Genomic DNA, 11,400 nt, shown 5'->3' with positions numbered 1-11,400 from the left:
TCGTGAAATTGTTCAATACATCGCTGGGCCAATTGTCACTCAGCAGAACGGCTGGCAACAGTCAATTCCCACTTGGGTAGGAAAAGCGAATGCCTCCGGCACGCTACGCGAACGCAGTTGATAGATTAGATGCAGCTTTACAAGAGATAGACAAGGGAGAAGTAGGTAAACTCGCCTCTAGTAGCGAAGTTGTTACACTGATGATGCCAATTGCTTTTGAAGTGCCGCTATCATCCGAATGGACAGATGTTTACCTCTGGGCAAGTTATGATGCCCTCGTCAGGCACAGACCTTTCAAGAATTTCAACTATGAAAACCTTTGGGAGAAGATTGGTACAACTCCGGTTTTGTATGACAAAATCCGCTCTGATTATGAAACCCTGGCTGCTGATATTCGTTCTCGTGTAGTCAAACACGCGGCGAAAGAGGGATGGGGTAAGAAGTCTTCAAATAACAACAAACACCCTGTTACAGCAACTTCAACTGAAAGTAATACTAAGATGGAGCAATTATCACTGTTCTCATAACTAATTGTCTGAAGTTGTTGGAGAAACGGTTTCAGCCATTGCGTGGCGGCTGGTGACAGCTTCGCTGATACCGTTGGCGAATTCATTGGAGGGGTGATTTTCGGTAACTTTCTTTGACGGGTTTCCACGACAGCACAAGGATTTTCAGCGTTAAGAAATATTTCGCCAACGGTATCTTCGCTACTTTCCCCCATCAAGGAAGCTTGACTAGCTAACGATGTCAACCTCCTCAATGGTGGGCGGCTAGGCAAAAAGCTCGGAAGTCTTCTCGCGCGGTGCCTTCAATTTATGGGCAGGCAGCCTGCAGGCGAGCCAATCAGGCTTACAGCATGGGAAGCACGCGGGGACGAGATCCGGTCGGGAAGGCTGCGTCGATTCGATCGAGTTCGGTTTGGGTCAGATTGAGTTCCCCGGCTCCCGCGTTTTCAGCGGCGTGTTCGGGATTGGATGCTTTGGGGATTGCGAAGAGCGAGGAATGCCGCACCAGAAATCGGAGCGCGACTTGGCGAGGGGTGGCGTTATGGGCGGCGGCGATTTCCTGTAGTACGCGACCTGCGGTTGTGCGCGATCTGGGAAAATCCCCATGACCGAACGGGCTGTATGCGACTACGGCGACCCCATGCTTCTCACACCAGGGGATCACAGCGTGTTCGATCGCTCTCTCTCTCAAATGGTAAAGGACTTGATTGCAGACGAGAGAACCCTCTAAGGCGATCTTCTGGACTGCTTCAAGGTCAGGCACATCGAAGTTGCTCACGCCCCAGCAGAGAATCTTCCCCTCGTGCTGAAGCTGCTCGAAGGCAGTGATCGTCTCCTCCAGTGGGTGTTGACCGCGCCAGTACAACAGATAAGAGTCCAGCCGATCGGTATGAAGTCGAGCGAGGGATTTCTCGCAGGCTATGATCGTCCCTCTCCGAGAAGCATTTCCAGGAAGAACCTTGGAAACCAGGAAAACCCGATCGCGTCGTCCAGCGATCGCCTCTGCGACCACCTCCTCGGGGCTGCCGTACATCTGTGCCGTGTCGATGTGGGTCATGCCGAGATCGAGTCCTTGGCGCAAAGCGGCGATCGCAGAGGCGCGGTCACCGTTGTCGATGTACCAGGTTCCTTGACCGATCGCTGCCACCTCGCGCTGCGTGGAACCAAATCGATGCTGTTCCATACCTGTCCTCCTGATTAACGCTCCGAGTCCTCACACCATCTGCCGTACCTGCTCTGCATGGCTGAACAGCTCGATCATTTCCCGGTTGAAGGCTGGGATGTCGTCTGGCTTGCGGCTCGACACGAGGTTGCTATCAACTACAACTTCCTGATCTACCCACTGGGCACCTGCGTTCTGGAGATCGGTCTTGAGCGACGGCCACGAGGTGAGCCGCCGTCCGCGCACCACATCTGCCTCGATCAGAGTCCAAGGTCCGTGGCAGATCACCGCTACCGGCTTGTCAGTATCGAAGAAGGACTTTATAAACTCGATCGCCTTAGCTTTAGTCCGAAGTTGATCTGGATTGGCAACACCACCGGGAAGCAGGAGGGCATCATAGTCGGCTGGATTTACTTGATCGAGGGGGACATCTACCGGGAAAAAATCCCCTTTGTCATAATGGTTCCAGCCCTGAACGCGATCGCTCTTAGGTGAAATGATGTGGGTTTGAGCACCTGCTGACTCAAGGGCTTGCTTGGGTTGAGCCATTTCAACTTGCTCAAAGCCATCTGTAACCAGAATGGCAACTTTCTTATTTGTGAGTTCTTCTGTCATCTCTACCTCCTAAAGTGTTGGCTAGACTTGGTTTTTTCGTGTTCTTGTGGGGTTTTAGGCAGCCTGACCTGGCTTGAGCACGATCTTGATACAGTTGTCCTTCTTGTGCTTGAAAATTTCGTAGCCGTGCGGTGCTTGTTCTAGCGGCAGACGATGGGTGATTACAAAAGATGGGTCGATATCGCCATTTTGGACGCGATCGAGTAACGGGCGCAAGTACCTATGAACGTGCGTTTGTCCCGTTTTAAATGTTAAGGCTTTGTTCATGGCAGCACCCATCGGTATCTTGTCTACAAAGCCGCCGTAAACACCAGGAATTGAAACAGTGCCACCTTTGCGACAGGCAACAATCACTTGCCTTAGGGCAGTGGGTCGGTCGGTTTCCATACGCACGGCTTGCTTTACCTGGTCGTAAAACCCATCAGGACCCGTACCGTGGGCTTCCATTCCCACAGCATCCATGCAAGCATCTGGACCGCGCCCACCGGTCATATCTTTGAGGGCTTCACCAACATCAACTTCCTCATAGTTAAGGACTTCTGCCTTGCCGTCTTTCGCCATCTGTAGGCGTTCGGGAACTCGATCAATAGCAATGACGCGCTCGGCACCTAGCATATATGCACTTCTAATGGCAAACTGTCCGACTGGACCGCAGCCCCAGATCGCTACAGTATCTCCTGGCTGGATATCGCAGTTTTCCGCTGCCATGTAGCCAGTGGGGAAGATATCCGTCAGAAACAGGACTTGTTCGTCTGTTAGTCCATCAGGAATCTTGAATAAACCGACATCGGCAAAGGGAACGCGGGCATATTCAGCTTGACCTCCAGCATAGCCACCCATCATATGGGAGTAGCCGAAAAGACCAGATGGAGAATAACCCATGAGTTTTTCCGGTATCCAGGCGTTGGGGTTGGAGTTATCGCACAGCGACCACAAATCTTTTTGACAAAAGAAACAGGAGCCGCAGGAAATGGTAAAGGGGACGACAACGCGATCGCCTATCTTCACATTCTTGACGGCACTGCCTAGCTCGACGACCTCCCCCATAAATTCATGACCAAGGATGTCGCCCTTTTCCATCGTGGGGATGTAACCGTCATAAAGATGTAAATCAGAACCGCAAATCGCTGTTGACGTGATTTTAACAATTGCATCACGCGGATTGATGATTTTTGGATCGGGTACTGTTTCAACTCGTACATCGTTAGCGCCGTGCCAGCAAACTGCTTTCATAATCTTTAACCTCCCTTTGGTTGACCTTCTGTTGTTGCAATCTCGCCTGCTTCCATCAGCATTTTGAAGCGGCGTAAATCATCTCCAATCTGCTGTTCTGGTTCTTCGCCGAAGAGTTTGGCAAACACAGATGCAATCGCACCACCAGGCGGGTTATATTCCGTGACGACCTTTACCTCTGTACCGCGATTGGCGGGTGCTGGCTGGAAGCGGACAGAACCAGAGTTATCAACATCTGCACCTTCAACCGAAGCCCAAGCAATCAATTCGTTTTCCCGATCTTCAATGATGTCTGCATCCCATTCAACACTTCCACCTAACACCCCACTGGTCGTCCAGTGCGATCGCTTATTATTGTGTACTTTTACGTCTTTGAGATGCTTCATGAAGCGCGGCAAGTTCCCAAAGTTATGCCAAAAGCGGTAGAGTTCCTCTGCTGGTTTGTTAATCGTTACCGTCTTTTCAACTTTAATTGGTTGGCTCATGTCTATTGTCTCCCGTGCTTGCTGTATGGTGCTTTGTTTATCGCAGTTTGGACAAATTTGTTTGTCCAAACCCTAATACCAGGAGCGGAGAACAGTGTAGAATAAAAGCTTATTAGCGAGAGGCATGTAGAAGTCTCTTGAAAAAATTTACCCTTCGTATCAGCCTTCTAGACTACTAAAAAAATTAACTACTACAAATCAACATCTGAACCTTAAAGCTTTCAACTAAACCTAACATCTAACTAAAGAATGAGATTGGTGTTAAGTTAGTTAGTTCTCGCTTGTATCTTGGCGTAATGCTAGGGAAGCTGTCACCTATTGCAATCTAGACATTCAAACATAACTAGACAAGTGTTTCACTCAAGGATTTTTAGATGCTTAACTTTGCCGAGAATGTCTTCTTTTAGGCAAAGTATACTGGGAGTAGGCTCCCCAGCATGAGGCTTTGACCTATGCTAATTCATGCCGCTTCACTTCCCTTTAAGGCAATGCACATAGTCCATTTCCTCTCAATGCGTAAGTCCTATTAATTACAAACATCATAAGTAATAAGATATTTATGCTCCCCCCTGGAGCGGAAAAATAATAAATATCTTTTAAGTGTTGATTGATGATTTAATATGAAATTTACAAAACTCGATTATTGTCAATATTTACTTAGTAGTCAAATCAACTACACTCTTATTAATTTAGCAGAACACTTAGAAAATATTAGTCATGATAAAATTAATTATTATTTAAAAAATGAAAAGCTAACTCCTCGTCTACTTTGGGATAATGTGAAAAATTTAATTGTCACGTTATCCCAAAGAATCCGAGGTGTTAATTTTTCATTTTTTAAATAACGGTTGATTTTATCATGACTGATCTGCTCGCTTCTGCTTTGCCAAATTTGTCAGAGTATAATTAATCTGACTACTTAACAAGTACTGGCAATAGTTAAGTTTAGTAAATCTCATAAACTACTATTGTTTTATTTCATGCATCCTCAACTAATTTTCTCATGATTTGAAGAATACTTAACACACCCGATTACTGTTACTAATTTCAGCAATGCCCTCTAGGTACGCCACTTTCCTGTATAGTACATAAATACTATCTAAATGCGATGCCTGCGGCGAGCGAAGCTATCGCGCTGTGCCAGTTGCGTAAGTCCTGATGAGTACTGTTAACCGTTGATCTATCAACGAAATGTAACCAGATTTGTGCCGATTGTTCCGATCGCACCTGAAACCCATTCACGACGTTCCTGAAAAACCCAACACCTGCTTTGATTTTTCAAGTACTTCTTTGGGGCGAAATGGTTTAGTTAGATATAAATCTGCACCAACCTCAATTCCTTTTTGTTTATCAAACTCCTGTCCCTTAGCTGTCAAGATCACAATGTAGACATCATTCATTTGCAGGTCGTGTTTAACAATTTGGCAGACTTTCAGACCATTCATTTTAGGCATCATCACATCGAGAAAAACTAGATTTGGTTTTTCAGTTTTAATAATTTCGAGAGCTTCTTCTCCATTTCTGGCAGTTAGAAGTTCAACACCCTCGTCTTCTAATGCTTCTAGGGCTTGTTCCATCAAAATTAAGATGTTCGGTTCATCGTCAACAATCAGAATTTTCTGGGTCATAGGAATTGGGGAGTGGGGAGTAGGAATTCCCTAGTACAGTACGGCGTAAATAAGCCACCCATTTGTAATGTCTGAAACCCTTGCTAAAAGGGAATTACGAATTACGAATTACGCCAAGCGGTACTAGTAGCAGCGATTACTGATCCGATAGCATAACAAAAAATACATTTTCTAACTCCTTCTCAAACTGTAGGGTTTCCACCAAATCGCTTTCTTCAGAGAAGATAGAATCGATGATGATTATGTCAGGTTTGGCTGACCGAGCTTTATTGATGCATTCTTGGGGATCGGAGGCTTCAATCACGCTGTATCCCTGAGCTTGCAGTACATCCGATAGGGTTTTTAAAGTGGATGCATTTTTATCTACAACCAATACCTTTTTACTAGAAGTGCCCTGGGAAAGCATTGAGCTAACTTCGTTGAGGAGTTTCTCTGTATTAATGGGCTTGGTGAGATAGCGATCAATGCCAATTTGATAGCCCCGTTCTCTGTTTTCAATAATTGACAGAATGATAATCGGAATATTTGCGGTTTGGGGATTATTTTTAAGAAGGGCTGCCACGTCGAAGCCGTTGATTTGGGGCATCATTACATCCAAGAGAATCAGATCGGGACGGGCTGTTTTGATTTGATGAATCGCATCCACACCGTCTTTCGCTTCCCGAACGTTGTAGCCTTGGTTTTCCAGTTGTTGACGGAGCAATTCTCGAATGTTAGCGTCATCATCTACAACCAAAATCGTTTTGTGGTTTTGGTTCAGCACAGTGTTTGTGGTGATAACGTGTTCTTTGAGTTGTTTGACTAGCGCATCCAGATTCAGATTAGCAGTAGTTTTTTGATCGCTCTCAGTGGTGGGAATGATGAACGAGAATGTGCTGCCGTTGCCTGGTTCACTCTCAACCCAGATTCTACCACCGTGATGATCGACGATTTCTTTACAAATGGGCAGTCCTAACCCTGTACCTTTGGGTTTGTCGGTGAGGGTGTCCCCAACTTGGCGGAATTTCTCGAAGACTTTCGGCTGGTCTTCAGGTGCAATGCCAACGCCTGTGTCGATGACACTGATGCAAACACCGTTGTTTTCTCGTTTGACGCGGCAGATTACAGAACCTGATTCGCTAAACTTAACGGCATTGGAAATCAGATTGATTAAAACTTGCAGTAGACGGTTGCGATCGCCTACTATCTGAGGCAGTCCAGGTTCAATCTCACACACCAACTCCAAGCCATTGGTTTGAAACAACCCGGCGGTGGAATTGCTTGCTAAATTGAGTAATTCACTGGGATCAATGGGCTGCATCTGCCATTCCACCTTACCTGCTTCCATCTTGGCAATATCTAAGACATCGTTAATCAAATACGTCAGCCGTTCTGCTTCCGACACAATAATATTGAGATTGTCACCCACCCGCTTAATGGTTTTCTGAAGCTTACGATCTTCGGTAGAAAGTAGGGGGAAAACATCGGTTTCCAGCTTTTCTTTAATGATCGACGCAAAACCGAGGACAGAAGTTAGTGGCGTCCGCAACTCGTGGGAAACCGTAGAGATGAAATCGGTTTTCATCTGATCGATCTCTTTCTCAGCCGTAATATCCCGAATCAAGATCACTGAACCTAGCCACTTCGCCGCCCCATCCTTAGAGGCTTCTTTGAAGATGTTGGTTGCTAAAGCTTGACCAACCCGGCTTTTTGCTAGATATATCTCAGCCGTGAATATCTCTCGCGATTGTTTGTGGGTCTGCTTTACCAAATCAGCGATTTCAGCTTGAGAAATTTCTCCGCAGTCTTTTCCTTTGAGGTCAATGTCGCCAAGGTGGAACATTTTGAGCAGCGCCGGGTTAAAGCGGGTAATTTGGCCGCTGGTGTTAGTTACCAATAACCCATCTGCTAAATTGTCAATAATTGCAGTCAGGTGAGCGAATGTTGCTTGCAGTTCTGTCTCTGCCTGTTGTCGTCGTAAGTGGGATAGGGCTAATAGCCAAGAAACCACCCCAATCAACCCAGTCATAACCAGATAAAACAGCAGGAGTCGCTTAAAAGAACTTTGCGATCGCGCATTTAAGATCGCAGGAGGAACATGAGTCAAGATTTTCCAACGGTAAGACTTGGCATCCACCTTCCCTTGACTGGAATCGAAGGCACGGGTCGCCCCCGTACTGGATTGAGCTTTTTGAACTGCCAGCAGCGGATACAGGGTTTTGAAGGTGAATAATCCCTCAGCCGTTTGAAACTGTCCCGACTCCGTTGTGGCCATCTGCTGCCAGACTTTCGGGAAGGCTTTTGCCAAGGTTTGGTCTTTGCGGTTTTCGTACATAAAGCCCCACTCATTCTCTGGTTTTGGTCCCTTAAGCCAGTAACCATCAGCATTGAGTAGCAGCATTTCGCCTAAAGTTGTCGAGTTTTCTTTTTGCAGATTCTGGATAAATTTCTCACCTAGATAGTTCAGCACAACGATGCCGCGTTTTTGCCCCTGGGAATCAAATACAGGAGTGCCAAAACGGATCATTGGTTTGAGCGGTTGTTCAATCTTGTCCTGCTCAATATTTAGATCCAGTGGCGATATAAACACCTCGCCTGATTGCAAGGACAAGGTGTCTTTAAACCAGTAACGCTTTGCTTTGACTTGCAGTTTTTCGTCAGGGACAACGCTGGGCTGACCTTTATTAAAGTTGACCCTGACAATTTCTTTACCAGTTGTGTCAAGAAAGCGAATCTGGTCATAGAATTGCTTCTGCTGAGATATGGAAAAATACTCTTTAGCGATCGCCTGTCTCAACTCCAGTGTTTCAGTTGTACCCCCAGGTCTGTTGAGCATGGACTGTAGCTCGTTTTGGGTAGCCAAAAACATCAAGTCAGATTTAATTAAATTGAAGTCATTAGCAGCTATTTTGGCTTCCAGGTCAACGTTCCGGGTTTCGTTGATGGAAATTTCGCCCCGTTCAGCTTTACTCTCTGCCTGGTGAATGATCAGCAGCACGCCCCCAACCAGGATGGACAGTGGTAAAAAAGTGATCAAGAATTGTTTGAGGATTCCTTGATGACCGATTTTTAAGAATTCAAAGTTTCTGAGCATGAAATAATCCTGTAGGAGTCAAACAATTTTGAATTTTCCCCCTTCCCGTGTCGGGAAGGGCGCTAGGGGGTTAGGTCTTTCGTGGGCTTTTCCACATGACGTGAAAAGTCAGAGTGATCGATGTCGGTTGGGTTAGGACAAGAGAACCAGGACAACAAGGTAGCGTAAAGCTTTAACGAAATTGGGTGGCGTTGGAATATCTGGTAAATTTGCTCTGGTGATGCCGCGCCCAGGTTTGGACTCTGCTGTGAAAGTCGTTGAATCAGTTGATTATGGCGGATTAGTAGATCAGTTGGTTTGAGCTTTGGAGTTGGTGAGGGAATGAAGCCGTCTGCATCGGGACTGGGGGATGATTCGGTTGGGAAAGAGGTGTAAGCCATCTTCGCGTCAGAGATTGTGAAATTGTGATTTTCAACAGCGTCCACCACTGCACAATTCACTGGAATCTGAATCCAGAATTCTGTTCCTTCACCTAACGCAGAACGGCACTTGAGAAATCCCCGGTGTCTGTTCACAATAATTTGGTAACTGATTGCCATACCCAATCCGGTTCCCTTACCAACTTCTTTCGTGGTAAAGAACGGATCGTAAATGCGTCGGATCACATCCTCCTTCATCCCTGAGCCGTTATCGCCAATGCGAATGACCACAAACTGGTTGTCGAGGACTTCAGTACGAATGGTGATTTGGGGAGATATTTTTTCATGGTTACTGAGGGTAGCCGTTGGCGCAGCCTCTCGTAGAGAAGTGTCGCCCATTTCCTCCTCTACAGCATCAATGGCATTTGCCAGGATGTTCATAAATACCTGATTCAACTGTCCGGGGTAGCATTCAATCAGGGGAAATTTGCCATAGTCTTTAATAATTTCAATTGCCGGGCGACAACCATCTGCTTTCAGGCGATGTTGAAGAATCATCAGCGTTCCGTCGATGCCATCGTGGATGTTGACGGCTTTCATTTCGGCTTCGTCATGGCGGGAGAAGTTTTTCAGAGATTGCACAATTTCCACAATGCGATCAGTGCCCACCTCCATCGAATTCAGCAGTTTGGGGAGATCCTCCAGGATAAATTCCAGATCGATTTTGTCTAGCTCTGATTCCAACTCTGGAGGAGCAACAGGTAGAAATTTCTGATACTCTTGCACCAGATGCAACAAGTCATTGGCGTACTCGGCAACATATTTTAAATTGCCGCAAATAAAGTTAAGCGGGTTGTTGATTTCGTGGGCAACTCCGGCAATGAGTTGCCCTAGACTGGACATTTTTTCGCTTTGGATCAACTGAGTTTGGGCTAATTGCAATTCATGGAGAGCTTGCAGAAGCTTCTGTGTCTGGGCTTTTGCCTGGACAGCTGTTTGAGTGCTATGTTCATAAATTACAGCTTTGTCAATAGCGATCGCAGTTTGAGAGGCAAAGATACTGACAAGTTTCAGGTGTTTAGCCTGGTATGAGTCAGTTTTGGGCGTTCCAATGGCGATCGCTCCCAGTACCCGCCCTTTGGCTCGCAACGGTACACAAATCATGGCGTTAACGTTTTCTTGCCCCTGTAATCGAGGATCGGCTTGCACATCATTGACGAGTTCTGCCCGGTTGGATTGGACAATGTTGCCAATAATTCCCTTATCTGGTTCCGCCTGACTGTGGTCAAAAAATACTCCAAATTCGGCAATGATTTCAAATGCAGTTGCATCTGGACTCAGAAGCAGAATCATCCCCGCAGACGATTCAATTAATTGACTCAATTCCTGAAGCACAAGTTGGGCAATCTGTCGCGTATCTAAACTTGTTGCCAGTTGAGTCGAGATATCCTCAAACAAATCAATTTCCTGATATCGCTCCAGCAATTCTATAGCGAGTTCTTTCTTCTCAGTTTCCTGTTTTGCTGCAAACGAGAGCAAAGTCGCAACTAGAGTTGCCTGTTCTCCCCCAACAACCCAACCGATGATTTCTCCTAACACCTCGATTGGATATCGGTTTTCCCCAGTTTGCTCCCCAATGCTAATTAGTTTTGTGCCGTCTACCAGTTCAACATCAATCGCCATGTTGAGCTGATAGACTAAGTTATGAAGGATAGATGGCAGCTCTTTTTTGTTGAGAATCTTTCTGAGGCTAACTGCGGGCATGAAACACCTCATCTAGAGCAGGTTGCAAATTTACGACAATCAAGCCAACTGGATTATTACAGCTATTTCCAGGTAAATACACCACGCCGTCGGGGCACAGCAATGCTGTGCCCCGACAATATATATGGTTCAAATAAATGAAAACTGCTGTAATTTTAGCTGCCACCTCTGCCGCTAAGTTTCCCAAGACAGACATTTTCTCACTTTCTACCAGTTGCGCGATCGCGTAGCGTCTCCAAGAGTTGCCTACACTGTATTGCAACCTTCTGCCTTCGTCACCGTAGCTATCCGTACCCCTTCGGATAACTAAGCTACGTCCAGCATCTCCAGAAAAGAAAGGAATTGTCATAAAAATCTAGTAATATAATAATTTACTAATTAAGATTAGTTTTCCCAAAAACATTGGCGATATAACAGCGAAGTTGATCGGTAGCAAATACCTTTAAACGCCGTACCAGAGGCGTCCTTCCGTCTGTGTAAGTCACTGACAAATAAAAAAATACTCAACTACTTCTTGTGGGGTGGGCGTCTCGCCATTGGTGTCAAGTTAAAGCCGAAGGCGAAACAAAGAATAA

Annotated in this window: 8 protein-coding genes and 3 pseudogenes; 2 read left to right on the top strand and 9 right to left on the bottom strand. The window is 46.1% G+C overall.

Annotation, left to right across the window (positions count from 1 at the left end; all coding sequences use genetic code 11):
- Nucleotides 1-89 precede the first annotated feature (89 nt).
- Nucleotides 90-527, top strand: coding sequence for a hypothetical protein (locus V7L05_RS19860; protein ID WP_335166493.1), 438 nt, complete (start codon nt 90-92; stop codon nt 525-527).
- A gap of 322 nt (nt 528-849) precedes the next feature.
- On the opposite strand, the gene V7L05_RS19855 is transcribed toward V7L05_RS19860, so the two are convergent.
- The 4 genes and pseudogenes from V7L05_RS19855 to V7L05_RS19840 all read right to left on the bottom strand — a co-directional run.
- Entirely contained in the window at nt 850-1,689 is an 840-nt protein-coding gene (locus V7L05_RS19855; protein WP_335166492.1) for an aldo/keto reductase, read from the bottom strand.
- Nucleotides 1,690-1,719: 30 nt separating this feature from the next.
- A complete protein-coding gene (locus tag V7L05_RS19850) occupies nt 1,720-2,283 on the bottom strand; it encodes a type 1 glutamine amidotransferase domain-containing protein (RefSeq protein WP_335166490.1) in 564 nt (187 codons plus the stop codon).
- Nucleotides 2,284-2,337: 54 nt separating this feature from the next.
- Complete coding sequence (locus V7L05_RS19845) at nt 2,338-3,516, bottom strand: zinc-dependent alcohol dehydrogenase (RefSeq protein ID WP_335166488.1); 1,179 nt, start codon at nt 3,514-3,516, stop codon at nt 2,338-2,340.
- Nucleotides 3,517-3,521: 5 nt separating this feature from the next.
- Nucleotides 3,522-4,040, bottom strand: a pseudogene (locus V7L05_RS19840) (SRPBCC family protein); the annotation flags it as partial.
- A gap of 581 nt (nt 4,041-4,621) precedes the next feature.
- Here V7L05_RS19840 and V7L05_RS34795 point away from each other — a divergent pair.
- A pseudogene (locus tag V7L05_RS34795) lies at nt 4,622-4,786 on the top strand (IS701 family transposase); the annotation flags it as partial.
- A gap of 11 nt (nt 4,787-4,797) precedes the next feature.
- Here V7L05_RS34795 and V7L05_RS19835 read toward each other — a convergent pair.
- From V7L05_RS19835 to V7L05_RS19815, 5 genes and pseudogenes are all read right to left on the bottom strand, one after another.
- A pseudogene (locus V7L05_RS19835) lies at nt 4,798-4,960 on the bottom strand (IS701 family transposase); the annotation flags it as partial.
- A 279-nt stretch (nt 4,961-5,239) separates the two neighbouring features.
- The gene (locus V7L05_RS19830) at nt 5,240-5,629 is read right to left on the bottom strand and encodes a response regulator transcription factor (protein ID WP_335166487.1); all 390 of its coding nucleotides are present in this window, start codon (nt 5,627-5,629) and stop codon (nt 5,240-5,242) included.
- 136 nt (nt 5,630-5,765) lie between these two features.
- Nucleotides 5,766-8,702: a response regulator gene (locus V7L05_RS19825; protein ID WP_335166484.1), complete on the bottom strand. Its 2,937-nt coding sequence runs from the start codon at nt 8,700-8,702 to the stop codon at nt 5,766-5,768.
- A 62-nt stretch (nt 8,703-8,764) separates the two neighbouring features.
- Nucleotides 8,765-10,825, bottom strand: coding sequence for a GAF domain-containing sensor histidine kinase (locus V7L05_RS19820; RefSeq protein WP_335166482.1), 2,061 nt, complete (start codon nt 10,823-10,825; stop codon nt 8,765-8,767).
- A complete protein-coding gene (locus tag V7L05_RS19815; RefSeq protein ID WP_335166480.1) occupies nt 10,812-11,174 on the bottom strand; it encodes a hypothetical protein in 363 nt (120 codons plus the stop codon). The genes V7L05_RS19820 and V7L05_RS19815 overlap by 14 nt, the downstream gene beginning before the upstream one ends.
- Between the last annotated feature and the right edge of the window lie 226 nt (nt 11,175-11,400).

This window comes from Nostoc sp., assembly GCF_036917755.1.
GTDB lineage: Bacteria > Cyanobacteriota > Cyanobacteriia > Cyanobacteriales > Nostocaceae > Nostoc.
Note: the sequence above shows the minus strand (reverse complement) of the source record. Positions and strands in the feature narration are given on the sequence as shown.

Excerpts from the sequence above, each read along its gene's own strand:
- V7L05_RS19860 (WP_335166493.1), top strand. The coding sequence starts at position 90 with ATGCCTCCGGCACGCTACGCGAACGCAGTTGATAGATTAGATGCAGCT.
- V7L05_RS19830 (WP_335166487.1), bottom strand. The coding sequence starts at position 5,629 with ATGACCCAGAAAATTCTGATTGTTGACGATGAACCGAACATCTTAATT.
- V7L05_RS19850 (WP_335166490.1), bottom strand. The coding sequence starts at position 2,283 with ATGACAGAAGAACTCACAAATAAGAAAGTTGCCATTCTGGTTACAGAT.
- V7L05_RS19845 (WP_335166488.1), bottom strand. The coding sequence starts at position 3,516 with ATGAAAGCAGTTTGCTGGCACGGCGCTAACGATGTACGAGTTGAAACA.
- V7L05_RS19820 (WP_335166482.1), bottom strand. The coding sequence starts at position 10,825 with ATGCCCGCAGTTAGCCTCAGAAAGATTCTCAACAAAAAAGAGCTGCCA.
- V7L05_RS19855 (WP_335166492.1), bottom strand. The coding sequence starts at position 1,689 with ATGGAACAGCATCGATTTGGTTCCACGCAGCGCGAGGTGGCAGCGATC.
- V7L05_RS19815 (WP_335166480.1), bottom strand. The coding sequence starts at position 11,174 with ATGACAATTCCTTTCTTTTCTGGAGATGCTGGACGTAGCTTAGTTATC.
- V7L05_RS19825 (WP_335166484.1), bottom strand. The coding sequence starts at position 8,702 with ATGCTCAGAAACTTTGAATTCTTAAAAATCGGTCATCAAGGAATCCTC.